At 42.3% G+C, this 16,500-nt stretch carries 16 protein-coding genes; 8 read left to right on the top strand and 8 right to left on the bottom strand.

Translation table 11 applies throughout. The features are described 5' to 3' along the window. Positions 1–123 precede the first annotated feature (123 nt). The 4 genes from V7L07_RS10890 to V7L07_RS10875 form a co-directional block, all read right to left on the bottom strand. A complete protein-coding gene (locus V7L07_RS10890; RefSeq protein ID WP_335057626.1) occupies positions 124–636 on the bottom strand; it encodes a MogA/MoaB family molybdenum cofactor biosynthesis protein in 513 nt (170 codons plus the stop codon). A 99-nt stretch (positions 637–735) separates the two neighbouring features. Next, positions 736–1,077 carry a photosystem II reaction center protein Psb28 gene (psb28, locus tag V7L07_RS10885; RefSeq protein ID WP_292853702.1) on the bottom strand — a complete coding sequence of 114 codons (342 nt, stop codon included), beginning with the start codon at positions 1,075–1,077 and terminating at the stop codon, positions 736–738. A 112-nt stretch (positions 1,078–1,189) separates the two neighbouring features. Then, positions 1,190–1,633 (bottom strand): D-aminoacyl-tRNA deacylase, encoded by a 444-nt coding sequence (gene dtd / locus V7L07_RS10880; protein WP_335057624.1) that lies wholly within the window; start codon positions 1,631–1,633, stop codon positions 1,190–1,192. A 103-nt stretch (positions 1,634–1,736) separates the two neighbouring features. Then, entirely contained in the window at positions 1,737–2,843 is a 1,107-nt protein-coding gene (locus V7L07_RS10875; RefSeq protein ID WP_334699317.1) for a CobW family GTP-binding protein, read from the bottom strand. 137 nt (positions 2,844–2,980) lie between these two features. Between V7L07_RS10875 and cysS the strand changes: the two genes are divergently transcribed. The 3 genes from cysS to V7L07_RS10860 all read left to right on the top strand — a co-directional run bounded on the left by cysS (position 2,981) and on the right by V7L07_RS10860 (position 7,432). Continuing rightward, positions 2,981–4,474 (top strand): cysteine--tRNA ligase, encoded by a 1,494-nt coding sequence (cysS, locus tag V7L07_RS10870; protein WP_335057621.1) that lies wholly within the window; start codon positions 2,981–2,983, stop codon positions 4,472–4,474. A gap of 109 nt (positions 4,475–4,583) precedes the next feature. Next, positions 4,584–6,023, top strand: coding sequence for a TldD/PmbA family protein (locus tag V7L07_RS10865; protein WP_335057618.1), 1,440 nt, complete (start codon positions 4,584–4,586; stop codon positions 6,021–6,023). A 62-nt stretch (positions 6,024–6,085) separates the two neighbouring features. Then, positions 6,086–7,432: a TldD/PmbA family protein gene (locus V7L07_RS10860; protein WP_335057615.1), complete on the top strand. Its 1,347-nt coding sequence runs from the start codon at positions 6,086–6,088 to the stop codon at positions 7,430–7,432. A gap of 374 nt (positions 7,433–7,806) precedes the next feature. On the opposite strand, the gene V7L07_RS10855 is transcribed toward V7L07_RS10860, so the two are convergent. Then, positions 7,807–8,475: a DivIVA domain-containing protein gene (locus V7L07_RS10855; RefSeq protein ID WP_335057613.1), complete on the bottom strand. Its 669-nt coding sequence runs from the start codon at positions 8,473–8,475 to the stop codon at positions 7,807–7,809. Continuing rightward, positions 8,385–8,936, bottom strand: a complete 552-nt coding sequence (gene coaD, locus V7L07_RS10850) for a pantetheine-phosphate adenylyltransferase (protein WP_334699322.1) — start codon at positions 8,934–8,936, stop codon at positions 8,385–8,387. Before coaD ends, V7L07_RS10855 begins: the two co-directional genes overlap by 91 nt. Positions 8,937–9,245: 309 nt before the next feature. On the opposite strand from coaD, the gene lgt reads away from it, so the two are divergent. The 5 genes from lgt (at position 9,246) to V7L07_RS10825 (ending at position 13,449) form a co-directional block, all read left to right on the top strand. Beyond that, positions 9,246–10,121 carry a prolipoprotein diacylglyceryl transferase gene (gene lgt / locus V7L07_RS10845; protein WP_335057611.1) on the top strand — a complete coding sequence of 292 codons (876 nt, stop codon included), beginning with the start codon at positions 9,246–9,248 and terminating at the stop codon, positions 10,119–10,121. Between the two features lie 222 nt (positions 10,122–10,343). Next, the gene (gene cobM / locus V7L07_RS10840) at positions 10,344–11,168 is read left to right on the top strand and encodes a precorrin-4 C(11)-methyltransferase (protein ID WP_335057609.1); all 825 of its coding nucleotides are present in this window, start codon (positions 10,344–10,346) and stop codon (positions 11,166–11,168) included. A gap of 142 nt (positions 11,169–11,310) precedes the next feature. Next, positions 11,311–11,664: a phenylpyruvate tautomerase MIF-related protein gene (locus tag V7L07_RS10835; RefSeq protein ID WP_335057607.1), complete on the top strand. Its 354-nt coding sequence runs from the start codon at positions 11,311–11,313 to the stop codon at positions 11,662–11,664. A gap of 78 nt (positions 11,665–11,742) precedes the next feature. Beyond that, a complete protein-coding gene (rlmN, locus tag V7L07_RS10830) occupies positions 11,743–12,837 on the top strand; it encodes a 23S rRNA (adenine(2503)-C(2))-methyltransferase RlmN (RefSeq protein ID WP_335057605.1) in 1,095 nt (364 codons plus the stop codon). A 78-nt stretch (positions 12,838–12,915) separates the two neighbouring features. After that, the gene (locus V7L07_RS10825) at positions 12,916–13,449 is read left to right on the top strand and encodes a hypothetical protein (RefSeq protein WP_335057603.1); all 534 of its coding nucleotides are present in this window, start codon (positions 12,916–12,918) and stop codon (positions 13,447–13,449) included. 421 nt (positions 13,450–13,870) lie between these two features. Here V7L07_RS10825 and V7L07_RS10820 read toward each other — a convergent pair whose 3' ends face one another. Both V7L07_RS10820 and uvrC read right to left on the bottom strand, forming a co-directional pair. Beyond that, positions 13,871–14,050: a replication restart DNA helicase PriA gene (locus V7L07_RS10820; RefSeq protein ID WP_334977755.1), complete on the bottom strand. Its 180-nt coding sequence runs from the start codon at positions 14,048–14,050 to the stop codon at positions 13,871–13,873. A 528-nt stretch (positions 14,051–14,578) separates the two neighbouring features. Then, positions 14,579–16,456: an excinuclease ABC subunit UvrC gene (gene uvrC / locus V7L07_RS10815; RefSeq protein ID WP_335057601.1), complete on the bottom strand. Its 1,878-nt coding sequence runs from the start codon at positions 16,454–16,456 to the stop codon at positions 14,579–14,581. Between the last annotated feature and the right edge of the window lie 44 nt (positions 16,457–16,500).

Here is a 16,500-nt window from a genome sequence, read left to right as displayed (position 1 = left end):
TAAAATTTCATTCGCTTCACTATAATTCTGGGTAGCCTCAAGATGTAACGATAGAAAGGATGATTTCAGTGCCTCATGCCTCAGTTTTACAAAAGTTATCATGGTAACTTTCTAAACGGCTGCTCATGTTATCCCCTTACCAACCTGACTTACCAAGTGAGTGAGTTCGGGTAAAATGAGTTTTTCCATCGCCAGGCGTACAGCATTACTGGAACCAGGAAGCGAGAAAATTAATTTATCTTGATAAACACCAGCAACAGCGCGAGAAGCGATCGCCCGCGAACCAATTTCTTGATAACTTAAAAAACGAAATAACTCACCAAATCCCGGCAAAGTCTTCTCCAGTAGCTTCTCAATGGCATCATAAGTGGTATCTCTTGGTGCAATACCTGTACCACCATTGAAAATTACAGCATCTAAATTTGCACTTTTACCCAGATTTTCTATCTGCCCTTGAATTTGTGTTGGTTCATCTTTGATAATCGTGTAGCCTCCCACAGTATGGTTAGCACCAAGAAGTAACTGCTGAATTAGCTGGCCACTTTTGTCCGTTTCAAAAGTGCGTGTATCGCTAACAGTAACCACAGCACAAGTTACCGTAATTATCGGCGAGTCTGGGTGAGGTTGTGGCGTCATAAGTCAGTCCTGAACGTTTGATTGTGGATATTGGGCATGGGGAATGGCGCATTGGGTATGACAATAATTACCGATGCCCAATGCCCAATGCCCTATACCCTATGCCTCATTTTTGCTCAGTCCCAGATCGTTTTCTTCAGCATATCGCTCCATGAAGCGTATAAAGCGATCCCATTCTTGAACAGATTTCATCACGTAAAGTGCTTCTAATTCTTCCGGTTTCCCGTTGACAAATTTAGCTTTGACTTCGCGGGTAATTATCTCTCCTTCTTCGTCAATCAAGTACATCCCGGTAATATCTTCGGTGCTACCTTGATCTAAAATCTTTGGATTCGTAAAAATAAATGTTGCTGTACCACTATCGCCACTGCGCGATCGCGTCAAGCGCACATCTGGAGTTACTTCTTCGTCAAGACCTCTAGAAAACTGGATTTTCGCCATGATAAATGAATTTAAATTTTGGTGATGGTTAATTTAATATTCTCTCATCAATTAGAACACCACGGTCTAGAAGCTATTGTTATTCCTCTTTGAGTGTATATACTTAGGCTAGTTATTTTTCCAGTAACAAAGTTACGGGGCCATCATTTTCAATTGTCACTTGCATCATTGCACCAAATTGACCTGTTTCCACCTGCAAACTGCTAGCTCTTAATTTGCTAACAAAACGATTATACAAATCTTCTGCTGATTGGGGAGCCGCTGAACGGTCAAAAGAAGGACGACGACCTTTGTGGCAGTCACCATAAAGCGTAAACTGACTAACTACCAACAAATCACCGCCAATTTCTTGTACAGATTTTTGCCAACGGTAATCTTTTTCCTCGTCAGTAAATAGCCGCAATTCTAAGCACTTTCGCACCATCCAGTCGATTTCAGCATCAGTGTCGGTATTGGCAATACCTACAAGTAAATTTAGCCCCCGCCCAATTTTGCCGATAATTTCACGATTAACTGTAACTTGAGATGATTTAACTCGCTGGATAACAACACGCATTTTAATCAGAACGCTTAAAATTGATGGCAGAGTCATTAAGAATGCATTCCCAGGTTCCACCTGGGAACGAGTAGTAAGTAGGTAAACTTCTCACTCCTAACTTTTATTTGCCAAAGCCTTTACCGCGAGAGGTTGAAGGTAGACAAATACAGTTTTCGAGTTGACTGATTAAAGCCTCACGATCTAAATTTTGACCAATCAGCACTAACTGATTTTTCAATTTACCTTGCCATTCATCATCATCCAAAGTGAAGCGTTTACCGCAAAGGTGGAAAATATGACGCTTCGGACTTTCATCAAACCACATAATACCCTTGGCTCGGAAAATATTTGAGGGTAGCTGGTTATCTAAGAAATACTGAAACTTCCTAATAGAAAAAGGCTTGTCACTTTGGAAAGAGATGGAGGTAAAACCATCATTTTCTAAATGGTCAGAATGATGGTGATGATCGTGGTGATCGTGATCATGGTCATGATGATCGTGACCGCATGTTGAGTGATCGTGGTCGTGATGGTCATGATCGTGATGGTCGTGTTCATCCACCACTGTGTCAAAATATTTATCAGACTCAAACAGACCAACACTCAGAATTAAAGGAAGTGGAACTTGCGATCGCGTTGCGCGAATGATTCTCGCTCCTTCCTTAACTTCGTTAATTTTTCTTTCTAACTCCTTCAAAGTGGCTTCATCAACTAAATCAGCCTTGTTCAGCACAATCACATCACCATAAGCAATCTGGCTGTACGCTGCCTCGGAGTTAAATAAATCTAGGCTGTAATTCGCCGCGTCTACCACGGTAATAATCGAATCCAAACGGGTTAAATCTCGTAATTCTGTGCCCAGAAATGTTAAAGCGACTGGGAGCGGATCTGCCAATCCAGTTGTTTCCACTACGAGATAATCTAGATTTTCTTGGCGTTCTAAAACTTTGTAAACTGCATCTACTAAATCATTATTAATAGTACAGCAGATACAACCATTATTTAGTTCTACCATGTTCTCACCAGTGGAAACAATTAGCTCGTTGTCGATGCCAATTTCGCCAAATTCATTCACGAGAACAGCGGTTTTTAAACCCTGTTGGTTGTTGAGGATATGATTAAGTAAAGTCGTCTTACCACTACCGAGGAAGCCCGTAATAATTGTTACTGGCATCCCTTGTTTAGGCGTATCCATTGCGGAAGATTCGGGTGTAACTGCTGATTGCATAGCGCTGTTATCAAATAGTCAAAAAATAGTAATGTAGCGGAAATAGTCCAGAAAACACTAGCATAGGGATGCTGGACTGTCATCCCAGCTGCCTTACCCTATTATTACGTATCTCCTTATTTCAGCATTACTCTGTTATGACCCTAACTCTTTACAATACCCTCACCCGTCGTCAAGAACCGTTTGAAACAGTCGAACCAGGCAAGGTTAAGATGTATTACTGCGGCGTGACGGTGTACGACTACTGTCATTTGGGTCATGCTAGAGCTTGCATCGTTTGGGATGTAGTGCGCCGATACCTCCAGTTTATCGGTTATGAAGTCCGATATATCCAAAATTTTACTGATATTGATGACAAGATTCTCAATCGAGCTTGTGTTGAACATTCATCAATGGAAGCTGTAGCCGATCGCTTCATCAAAGCATATTTTGAGGATATGGCGCGGCTGGGAATCAAGGAAGCTGATGAATATCCCCGCGCTACCCACACAATGAATGGCATTCAGCGGTTAATTCATGAATTGGAAAATAAAGGTTTTGCCTACCCTGCTGATGGCGATGTGTATTATGCAGTACGAAAGTTTTCTGAGTATGGCAAGCTTTCGGGACGCAAGTTAGAAGATATGCAGGCGGGGAAAAGCGAACGCGTCAACGTCGAAGATCCAGAATATCAGAAAAAGAAAGATCCCTTTGATTTTGCTTTGTGGAAAGCAGCAAAACCGGGAGAACCTGCTTGGGAATCAGCTTGGGGCGCAGGTCGTCCGGGGTGGCATATAGAATGCTCGGCAATGGTGCGCGATCGCCTGGGTGATACCATAGATATTCATGCTGGTGGTGCTGACTTAATTTTTCCCCACCACGAAAACGAAATTGCCCAATCTGAGGCTGTCACTGGAAAACCTTTAGCGCGTTACTGGTTACATAACGGTATGGTGAAGGTAGATGGTGAAAAAATGTCCAAATCTTTGGGCAACTTTACCACTATTCGAGAATTACTGGATCGAGGCGTTGACCCGATGGCGGTACGCTTGTTCGTGTTAACCGCTCAATATCGTACACCGATAGATTTTACCGACGAAGCGATCGTCGCAGCAACCAATGGCTGGCACACCATTAAAGAAGGTTTACTCTTCGGCTACCAATACGGCAAAAAACTAGGTTGGGATTTAGGGACTGGGGACTGGGTATTGGGTACTGGGAATATCCCAATACCCAGTACCCAATACCCAGTAACCAATCCCTATGTTGAACGCTTCCAAGAAAGTGTAAATAACGACTTTAATTTTCCCGGTGGATTAACAGTATTGTTTGAATTAGCTAAAGAATTGCGCCGTGAGGGAAATATTCTTGTGCATGAAGGGAAAACCGAAACGTCAGCAGAGGAGTTACACCAGCAATGGCAAACACTCGTCACATTAGCTGGAGTCTTAGGTTTAGAAGCCGAGATAGAAACCGAAACTCACACGAGTAATGGTTTAAGCGATGCGGAAATTGAGGCGAAAATTCAGCAAAGGCAAGAAGCACGTCAAGCCAAAAATTTTGCCGAAAGCGATCGCATTCGTGACGAACTTCAAGCACAAGGTATTACGCTAATTGATAGCCGTGATAGCACGCGCTGGCATCGTAATTAGAGAAGACTGAGGACTGGGTACTAGAGACTAGGAATTGAATTCTTCCCAATCCCCAATCCCCAATCCCCAATCCCCAATCCCCAATCCCCAATCCCCAATTCCTTAAATTATGTGGTCTGAACTTAAAAAAGCGATCGCTAGTTTCGATATACCCGCTGATTGGATTGGTATTAGAGCCGTAAAGGAAACTTCTACTACCCGTTTCGTCCGTGACGCCTTACCCCAACTAAACGGCAAATCCTTCACTGCTGGAGCCATGCTGGAAGTTTTGGTTAATGGCAGTCTGGGTTATGCAGCTACTAACTCTCTGGAACTATCTTCCCTGCAAGCGGCTGCTCAAACAGCCTATAAACAGGCACTAGCAGCTAGTGAATGGTGGATACATCCCTTCCGTGAAAGTGAGCGTCCGAAAGTCGTTGGTGAATATAAATCGCCATTTCTTGAACCATTAGATGCTCTGAGTCCGGGAGAAATCAACGATTTACTAATTCGGATTTGCCAAACGCTCAAAGTTGACGACAAGATTGTGCAAACCATAGCCAGTGCCAGCACCACCGAAAGAGAATCTTGGTTTGTCAGCAGCAATGGCTCAGAAGTTTATCAAAAAATACTATCTATAGGCACTAATTACGGAGCCACTGCCCAAGATGGAGCAATTGTACAGCAGCGCAGCAATAACGGCTCCCAAGCAAACTGCTACCAAGGTGGACTCGAACTATTAAAACAAGAAAATTTATGGCATCGGGTGCGGCAAATTGGCGAACAAGCAGTAGAACTTTTGACAGCAGAAGAATGCCCAACCACCCGTACAAATTTAGTTTTAGCCCCAGATCAAATGATGCTGCAAATTCATGAAAGTGTCGGGCATCCCCTAGAAATTGACCGAATTTTGGGAGATGAGCGTAACTATGCTGGAGGCAGCTTCGTTAATAAAAGCGATTTTGGCAACCTAGCTTATGGTTCGCCCCTGATGAACATTACTTTTGATCCCACCGTGGCTGGTGAATTTGCTAGCTATGGCTTTGATGATACGGGTGCTGTCGCAACGCGGGAGTACTTGGTTAAAGAAGGTGTACTGCAACGGGGTTTAGGCAGTCTGGAGAGTCAAGCAAGAGCTGGTGTAGCAGGAGTTGCCTGTGCCCGTGCTTCCTCATGGAATCGACCTGCGATCGATCGCATGGGTAACTTGAATTTAGAGCCTCTCAATGCTACTTTTGAAGACATTATTGGCGGGATAGAACACGGCGTTTATATGGAATCTAACCGTTCTTGGTCAATTGACGATCGCCGCTACAAATTCCAATTTGGTTGCGAGTACGCTAAATTAATTGAAAACGGTAAACTTACCAAAACCCTCCGTAATCCTAACTATCGCGCCACAACACCAGAGTTTTGGCATAGTTTAATTAAAGTTGGAGATGCCACAAACTGGCAAATGTATGGTACTCCTTATTGTGGTAAAGGAGAACCAAATCAGGCCATTTGGGTAGGACATGGTTCACCTGTCTGTGTATTTGCTAACGTCGAAGTTTTTGGTGGAGGAACTTAGATAATTCGTAATTCGTAATTGCGTCATCCCATCTACCTATTCCCTATTAATATTTAATATCCATGAAAATTGAGGAATTATCTGCATTAGAAGTCAGCTTTAATCGACTGATTGAAAGTTTGCTGATCAAAAAAGCAGAAGATGAACAATTTACTGTGAGACTCAGCAGTGAAATAAGTCAATTTACTCGTTTTAATCATGCGAAAGTGCGACAAACTGGTTGTGTTGCAGATGGTTGGATCGAACTGACTTTGATGAAAGAGCAGCGCAATAGTGTTCGGCAGTTTCCCTTTACTGGAAATTGGGAGGTAGACTGGCAGTTAGCATATACCGCTTTGCAGGAATTACGCGACGAACTTATTCTACTACCCATCGATCCATATCTAGTTTTGCCATCAGGAAATAATACCAGTCGAGAAATAAATTCTGGGAATTTATTGGTGGCTGAGGCAGTAGTGTCAACTGTGCTAGAACTAGTTGCTGAATTAGATTTTACCGGGATATATGCAGGGGGAGTGGTAATTAAAGCTTATGGTGATTCTAGCGGTCAAAAACACTGGTTTGCGACTGATTCTTTTACCTTAGATTATTCTCTATTTTCCACCTCTGGACAAGCCGTTAAAGGCACGTTTGCCGGGAGTGATTGGGATGAATCTGCTTATATCGCCAAAATTAGCGAAGCGAAAAAACAACTAGAATTGCTTGCCCGTCCAGTTAAAGAATTGCCACGGGGACAGTACAAAACTTACTTTGCACCTGCTGCTGTTGCAGATTTATTATTAATGCTTTCTTGGGGATCTGTGAGCGAAGCTGATATTCAGCAAGGAAACAGTTCTTTAGCTGCTCTATGGCGTAAAGAAAAACAGCTTTCCACTGCATTTAATTTGAAAGAAAACTTTCAACGGGGATTAGTACCACGCTTTAATGAGTTGGGAGAAATAGCAGCACCGGAGTTATCTGTAATAGAAAAAGGATATTTAGTAAATACTTTAGTGAATTCTCGGACTGCTAAGGAATATCAAAAAATTGCCAATGGCGCTAATGGTTCGGAGACTTTACGAGCGCCAGAAGTGAGTCCAGGAAATTTAGTATTTGAGCAGATTCTTCCGAGTTTAGATACAGGATTATATGTATCTAATTTGCATTACTTGAATTGGAGCGATCGCCACACTGGTAGAATCACAGGTATGACCCGTTATGCTTGTTTTTGGGTAGAAAATGGAGAAATTATCGCACCCATTGAAAACTTGCGTTTTGATGAAAGTCTTTATCGCTTCTGGGGAGAAAACTTAGTCGATTTGACTACTTTTCAAGAATTCATTCCCGAAGTAGGAACTTATGAAAGTCGCCAACTGGGAGGTAGTTTGGTTCCCGGTATGTTGGTGGAAGATTTTACATATACTTTGTAATTAGGTGTTGAATTGTAGTTTTGATGAATTTTAAATATAAATATAGCAATCATATTTGATTTGTGAGAATTGCAAGCCCCAAATCCCTGACTTCTCAAATAAGTCGGGGATTTGTTTGATCGCAAATGCTAAAATCATCCACCTCTACAAACTGCATTAATTACAAGCCAAAATTTTAAATCTATTAAGCTAAAAAACATCTAATTTGCATAATTGAATTCAACATAACTCCTGTGGAGTGGGCAATATGAGCGCCCAGCTTATGCAATTTAAATATGGAACAGCTTCCCAAAAATTCTTCATTCACGAGGATTTTTGGGTTAGGCAGTAGCGAAACCCAACCGATAATTTTTCCCCATTTCTTGTTAAAACCTCTATCTTTTTTTGCTAGGAGGTGAATTACGCTGGGTGAGGTTATCAATTTGTAGTTGTTGCCGTCCGTTGGTGACAATTCGCAACATCTCTTTGAGATCCTGCTCAATATTTCCCAAAAGTCCATCGGCATATTGATCGGCACCATCTTCAATTTCTTGAGCCTGAGCGATCGCAGTTTGTCGCATCATCTCTAACTCTTGCTGACAAGCATACCGCTTACGTTCAATCTCAGCGAGGGTTTCTTGCATTATTCCCTCACATTCTTGTTGCACTTGTCGCCGCAGTTGTTCAGCTTCTTGTTCTGCTTGGTGAATAATATCGCTTTCAGCTAAAATTTGCGCTCTTTTTGCTTGTGCAGCCTCAACAACCTGCTGTCCATACTCTTCCGCTTCCAGCAAAATTTCGTCCTTTTGCTCAAGAACTGCTGCTGCTTCTTGAAAAAGCGATGGTAAAGCCACCCGGATGTAATCAAGCTGATCCAGGAACTTTTCTTCATCGATGAGCGTGCGTCCCGTCAGCGGAATCCTAAGACTAGAGAGAACTATTTCCTCTAGGCGGTTGAGTTCTTGTTGAATATCTATGCTTCCCTCTCCACCGAGATATTCTTGAGGGGGGGGATTGCTTCCGTTGAGATTGGGTTCAACATTGGAGATTTCTGATTGTAGCATTGGTATATATCCAGGGCAATGTGTGGGGGAACGAGATGATCGATAGAGCCACCAAACCTTGCAATCTCTTTTACCACACTACTACTTAAAAAACTATATTCATTTGAGGTTGCAAGAAAAACTGTTTCTATTTCGGTAGAAAGAGTTTTATTGGTGTGAGCCATTTGCAGTTCCACTTCAAAATCTGACACAGCCCGTAAACCCCGCAGCAAAACTTGTGCTTGTTGCATTTGAGCATAGTTGACGGTAAGACCATCAAAGCTGTCTACTTCTACATTCGATAAATGTTGTGTAGAATGGCGTATCTGATCTAGCCGTTGCTCCACACTAAAAAGTGGCATCTTGTTGGGGTTCCGCAGTACAGCGACAATCACCCGCTCAAACAGCCGGCTACCGCGCTGGATGAGGTCAAGGTGTCCCAAGGTGATGGGGTCGAAGCTACCAGGATAAATAGCGATCACAATTTTAAATATATCAAAGTTGTTTAGGTGATTATATCGAAACCGTTTTGTGTAACTTACTCAAATCTACCATCTTGCGCTCTGAGTAAGGATGCTAAATTCAATTGTTTTAGTGACACAAGTTATGCTCAACTAGGCGTTAGGAACTAGACTCCTAAATCTAGACTCCTAAATCTGGATACGGGATTTTTACCTACATCCCCACAATATTGTGGAGAATTCAAGGGTAGTTCCAGTATTCGAGATGCAAGAAACTCCGTACTTAGCAAAGTGCGAGGGTAGTTAACGAACTCTTCTAGGTAATTTTTCATGGCACTGGATTTTTCCACCTTGCCTTTGGCATTTCAATTCACCTCACCAGGGCCAATTCTGGTGAAAATAGGGCCACTAAGTATCCGTTGGTATGGCTTGTTGATTGCCACAGCAGTATTAATTGGCGTTATCCTTTCCCAGGAATTGGCAAAGCGCCGTAATGTTAATCCTGAGTTGCTAGGAGATTTGTTTTTTTGGTTGCTGATTGGCGCAATTCCTAGCGCACGACTATATTACGTTTTCTTTGAATGGCCAAAATATGCCCCAACTCCAGAAAAAATCTTTGCAATCTGGGAAGGAGGTATTGCCATTCACGGAGCGATTCTTGGTGGCGTTGTGGCTGCGTTAATCTTTGCCAAAATCAAGCAGGTTTCTTTCTGGCAACTAGCAGATTTAGTAGCACCTTCGCTGATTTTAGGGCAAGCGATCGGACGTTGGGGCAATTTCTTTAATTCTGAAGCTTTTGGCGATCCGACTGATTTACCCTGGAAGCTCTATATTCCACCAGATCGTCGGCCTCTAGACTATGCTAGTTTCGATTATTTTCATCCCACCTTCCTCTACGAATCTCTGTGGGATTTAATGGTGTTTACGCTACTCATAACGTTGTTTTTCCGGTCTTTATCCGGTAAGCCACGCCTGAAGGTAGGCACACTATTTCTAGTTTACTGGCCAGCCTATAGCTTAGGACGCTTATGGATTGAAGGCTTTCGCACTGATAGCTTGATGCTGGGGCCATTAAAAATGGCACAAGTAGTCAGTAGTCTAGGAATTTTATTGGGATTAGTTGGATTAGCTTGGCTTTACTTACTCAAACGCCCTTTGCCCGATGTAGTTCCTACTCTTAAGGGTAATGGGGAGAGTGGGAGATGAGGGGGATGCAAGGGAGCAGGGAGCAAGGGAGAAGAGTTTTTTCCCCTCCGCCCCCTGCCCCTCTGCCTCTTTTTAATGCCCAATGCCCAAAAATAAAAAATGCCCCAGAGTATTCTCTAGGGCTTAACCAGGGTGCATCTACCATTACTATCTACTAGGGAAAGAAGATGAATCCGGAAACATACTGAAGAATTTGCCACAAAAATTTTTTGAGGGATTGCCGTGTGTTCTTTTAAAAGTGAATATACAGAAGACTATAGTGATAAAAAAACACTATATGGTTTAGAACCATCTGTGTATATTGTGGGAGCGGGGCCTGGAGATCCTGATTTATTAACGGTGAAGGCGCAAAAACTACTGGCTGCTGCTGATGTGATTTTATTTGCTGATTCTTTAATACCCGAACAAATTTTAGAACTTTGTCGAGAAGATGCGGAGATCATTAGAACTGCGAATCAGACTTTAGAAGAGATTTTGGCGATTATGATCGATAGAGTGCGATCGCAGCAAAAATCTCTAGTCCGTCTTCATTCTGGCGATCCTAGTCTCTACAGCGCCATCCACGAGCAAATGCACCTCCTCGCAGAGGCAGATATTCCTTTTGAAGTTATACCTGGTATCAGCGCCTTTCAAGCCGCTGCTGCCAAACTAAAAATAGAACTGACTGTACCGGGTTTAGTCCAAACCATCATTTTGACACGCATCAGTGGACGTACAGAAGTCCCCGCCACTGAAGAATTAGCGACTCTTGCAGCACATCAGGCTAGCCTCTGCCTATACCTCAGTGCGCGTCATGTCGAAAATGCCCAAGCTAAATTACTCGAACATTACCCAGCCGAAACCCCCATTGCGATTTGCTTTCGCATTGGCTGGCCTGATGAAAAAATCAGGGTTGTCCCTCTGACTCAAATGGCAGATTGTACTCATAAAGAAAAACTAATTCGCACTACACTTTATATAATCAGCCCAGCACTCTCGACAACAACAGGGCGATCGCGTTTATATCATCCCGAACATAGTCATCTATTTCGCTCATCTCATAACTAAGTGTTGGGCATTGAAAAGAGTCAGAGGGGCGGGGGGCGGAGGGGAAAATTCTTCTCCCTTGCATCCCCCTCATCTCCACACTGCTTCTGCATTTCGATAAACTTAACAATGTCAATAAAATTCAAAATCCCAATTCGGTACTATGCCTTTAATTAAAGTGCAAACTTCTGCATCTGCTCCTGAAAAAGCTGAAATTGAGTCGATGCTTTTAAACCTATCAGCCAAGTTGGCGAAACATTTGGGAAAACCAGAATCTTATGTAATGACTGCTTTTGAACCAGGAATCCCCATGACTTTTGCAGGGAATACTGACCCGGTTTGCTACATAGAAATTAAAAGCATCGGTACAATGAAGCCAGATCAAACCACAGCAATGAGTCAGGACTTTTGCCACCAGATTAACCAAACTCTAGGCGTGCCGAAAAATCGCATTTATATAGAGTTTGCGGATGCTAAGGGGGCAATGTGGGGCTGGAATGGCACAACCTTTGGTTAATTAACCATTTTCTTTGGTCAAGACTAACTTGATCTGGCAGGTGTAGGATAGAGATTCAACACCAACTCGTGATTTTTTATGTCTGCTACGCCTCTTGTATCTCAGGTTGACTCACACAACCCAGAAAAATCAGAATTAATCTCTCCCCTTCTCGGTGCTTCTTTGGCGGAGTTAACTGCTTGGGTTCAGCAGCAGGGACAACCTACTTACAGAGGAAAGCAACTGCATGAATGGATCTATGACAAGGGAGTGCGATCGCTAGCTGATATTTCTGTCTTCCCCAAGCAATGGCGTGCAGAATTAGCAGAAATCCCTATTGGGCGCTCAATTTTACATTACCGCTCTGAGGCCCCCGATGGTACAGTTAAATATCTTTTACGATTAACGGACGGACAAATTATTGAAACTGTTGGTATCCCCACCTTCGCAGAAAGGGGAGAAGGCCCAAAAGCCCGGTTGACAGTTTGCGTCTCTACTCAGGTGGGTTGCCCGATGGCGTGTGATTTCTGCGCTACTGGGAAGGGAGGCTACAAACGCAACCTAGCACGGCACGAAATTATCGATCAGGTGTTGACTGTCCAAGAAGATTTTCAGCAACGGGTTAGCAATGTCGTGTTTATGGGACTTGGTGAACCGTTGTTAAATACTGAGAATGTTCTAGCAGCCCTGAAATCTCTGAATCAAGATGTCGGTATTGGCCAGCGATCGCTTACAGTTTCTACAGTTGGCATTCGCGATCGCATCCGTCAGTTCGCGGAAAATAATTTGCAAATCACTCTGGCTGTGAGTCTCCACGCCCCCAATCAAGCACTACGAGAAAAACTCATCCCCAGCGCCCGCGCTTATCCTCTAGAAGATTTGCTGGCTGAATGTCGGGAATATGTAGAAATCACTGGCCGCCGGGTTACTTTTGAGTACGTTCTTCTCGCTGGTGTTAATGATTTACCAGAACATGCATTAGAACTTTCAAAATGCCTGCGAGGATTCCAAAGTCATGTAAATTTGATTCCTTACAACCCCATTCAAGAAGTAGACTACAAACGCCCCAACCGCGATCGCATTGAAGCATTTGTGAACGTCCTCAAGCAGCAAAATACTGCTGTTAGTGTCCGTTATTCTCGTGGTTTAGAAGCTGATGCTGCTTGTGGGCAATTAAGAGCAAGTAAGAATTAAATCTGTTGCATTCAGTAAATTGAATTACTTTGACCTTACGTATATCTACATATTAGTCGCAATTGCTGCAAGAAGACGGTGGTAGAAATTGTTATATTAAGGTTAAGCGATCGCTCAACCAAACCTATAACAACTAACCGTATGTTGAATCGCTCATTGACGCTTAAACTATGGGTACTAGCAATTGTTCTTGCAAAAGCTTTGCCGATGAATTCTCCTGCTTATGGACAAATAATTCAACCGATTCCTCAGCAACCTGAGTCCTTTCAAGAAAGAATGAGACAACAACAAGAGGAACGAAATCAGCAAACACAAGAGCAATTCAAGGATACATGGCTACAGCTAAACCTTCAAGAACCACAACTACAACAACAACAGAAAATACAACAGCAAGAATTTACACGACAACGGCAAGAACTGATACGCCAGCAACAATTTAGATTACAACAGCAAGAAACAAGACTACAACAGCAAGAATTTACACGACAGCAACAGCTGAGAATACAAGATCAACAACTCAGACAAGATCAACAAATTAGACAACAGCAAGAATTGAGATTACAAGAACAGAGACAACAGCAACAATTCAGACAACAGAAAGACAATCTATGAAGAGTGCTGAGTTCCGAGTGCTGAGATGAAAGACCTCGCCACTTGTGGGCGGGGCTTTTATCATAGTGCAAAAGTACAGAGTATTCAACTTCAAAACTCAGCACTCAGTATGGTAACTGTTCAAAATTTCTGTTGAAGAAGAATTCAGAACCGCCACTAATGTATATAAACCGCTAAATCCTATCCGCCAGGACTCCAATTCATACTAAATTATGACTCAATCAATACGCTTGGGTTGATGCCTACTGGCAACAATTTCGGTTTTTCGAGACGCGATAAATCGCCGTTTCTACAAGTGTTTTGTTGCTCATTCTGAACTGTATTGAATTATGACTCCTGGATTCTGAATTCTGTTTTTATAAATAACTTTAATTATTAAAAATTAGAGAAAACTTTCTCCAATTTTTAATTTTTTTATTAACTAGCGGTGTGCATGAATTCCTGGGGCATAAGCCTCAATAACTTTGCCAGTGAGAGTGCAACTAATCATCAAGTAGTCACAACTTGGGCATTGTGTCCGAGTTAATTGACTATCAGAAATATAATAACGCTCCGCATGGCTACCACAATTTGGGCAGTAAATCTTTTGTACTGTCTGCATTTTAAAAAACCCCTAGTTGTAATTATTTTTTATTTAGTAAAGCCACAAGTTAAACCAAGAAAAATTTTGGTTCGACCCAACTTAACAAATTGCTGCAATATTGGCTGATTATTTTAAACAAAATTTCAGGTTTGAAAAGTTTTTGATATCTTTATCTATTATCCTAAAACTTAAGTGATTTTACTCTCCTACTTTAGATACATAAATTGATTTTTAATTAAATTTTGCTTAGAGATTTACTGATCCCTATGATTAATGCCTTGAGAGAGCCTTGTTTATAGTCATTTAGAACGAATACAAAAAAGCCGTTCTTGTATTCAAAAATTAAAACCCATAAATTACTGTATATTTAGTCACAAAATATCTATCTTAAGATTTAGTTAATATTTGCTGACAAGATTTATGAAATGAAAAAAGAATTCAGGAGTCAGAATCAATACCCTTTGCTGGGAACTTTGGGAATTGCTCAAAGTTCTATGTACTTTTTGTTTTCACCTACTCTCACCTTGAAGAGTAGGTATTTTTACTTTAAGCAGGATGAAAATAATCGTAAATTTCTTGAGCCAAACGCGGTCCAATTCCTGCTACTTCAGCAAGTTGTGTGGTTGTTGCTTGCCGAATATAGTCAACTGAGCGAAAATGTCCTAGTAGCTGCTTTTGTCGATGATGTCCTAAGCCAGGAATTTCATCTAAACGCGATCGCTTCAATTTATCACTACGTTGTTGACGATGGAAACTCACTGCAAACCGATGCGCTTCATCCCGCAGTCGCCGCAATAACTGTACCCCCGGTTGTTCTGCATCAGTTGTCAAGGGTTTAGATTCTCCCGGTAAAAAAATCTCTTCTCGCTGCTTTGCTAAACTCACAACTCGCAAGTCTTCTAATAAATTCATCTCTTGCAAAACGGCGACAACCGATGATAACTGACCTTTACCACCATCGATCATGATTAAATCCGGCCAGTCAGGATTACCCAAACGCGCTAATTGCTGATCTTCGGCATATTTACGGAACCGCCGTTGGATAACTTCAGCCAGACTAGCAAAATCATCTGAATGTCCTGCTGTCACCGTCGGATTTTTGATTTTATAGTGTCGATAGTGCTGTTTTGCAGGTAATCCGTCGATAAATACAACTTGCGAAGCGACAGCATTTGACCCTTGAATATGGGAAATGTCATAACCCTCGATGCGGTGAGGTGCATCGGGTAAATCGAGAATGGTAGCTAAATCTTGCATTGATTGGTGATTGCGATCGCCAAATTTCTGCATTCTTTGCAATTCATACTGAGCATTTCGCTCTACCATCTCAATTAATTCTGCCTTAGTTTGCCGCAAAGGAGTCAAAATTGTGACTTTTTTGCCTTTGCGTTGAGTTAAGACATCTGCCAATATCTCCGCATCTGGTAAATCATGCTGTACCAGAATTTCTAAGGGTATTTCCACCGAGTCAGCAGTTTGGTAATGTTCCTCTAAAGCTCGTTGTAAAATAGCTCCTGGTTCTGCATGAGCATCCGCTACAAAGGCTAAACGTCCTACCAATTGACCCGCGCGAATCTGGAATAGTTGAATGCAGGCGTGTTGTTCGTCGGCTGCCAGTGCGATCGCATCTCGTGAAACAGTATCATCCGGTAAGGATACTTTTTGGTCGGCTGTCAGCGACTTTAACCCAGAAATTTGATCGCGAATCCGCGCGGCTGACTCAAAATTCAAGTTCTCGGCGGCTGCATTCATCTGTTGGGTCAAAATCTCAATCAATTCCTGAGTTCGACCTTGAAACACCATCGCCACCTTTTGGACAATTTTACGATATTCTTCTGGTGAAATCAGCTGTTGACACACACCCGGACAACGCCCTAAATCATAATTTAAGCAAGGACGGTCTTTAAAAAGTGGTTGAGGTCGTTGTCGCTGGGGAAAGATCCGCTTGCAGATGCGGACAATTTCTCGTAACAAACCAGCATCAGTATAAGGCCCGTAAAATTTATCCTTTTCTTTGCCGAATTGGCGCTTACGAGTAATAAAAATTCGCGGATAATCTTCTGACCAAGTGATGCAGAGATAAGGATATTTTTTATCATCTTTGAGCAGCACATTAAAATATGGCTGGTGCTGCTTGATCAAATTAGCTTCTAGGGCTAAAGCTTCGGCTTCAGTATCAGTGACGATGAATTCAATTTCTGTCACCAACTTAACCATCGTAGCAATACGTTCACTCTTGTTGTAGCCATCCCGGAAATAGGAACGGACACGCGATCGCAACTTACGTGATTTACCTATATATATAATGCGATCGCTCCTGTCCCGCATGAAATAAACCCCCGGTTCCGGTGGAATTTCGGCTAGACGGTTTTCTAGTCGTTCTGGATCTTTAACCAGTGGTAATATTTGAGTAGATATTGTCACAACCAAAATTAGGTAATCTTTCTCTATTTTAAGAAAAATTGTTT

It is taken from the genome of Nostoc sp., assembly GCF_036916985.1.
Lineage (GTDB): Bacteria > Cyanobacteriota > Cyanobacteriia > Cyanobacteriales > Nostocaceae > Nostoc.
This window is presented reverse-complemented; position numbering and strand designations above follow the sequence as displayed.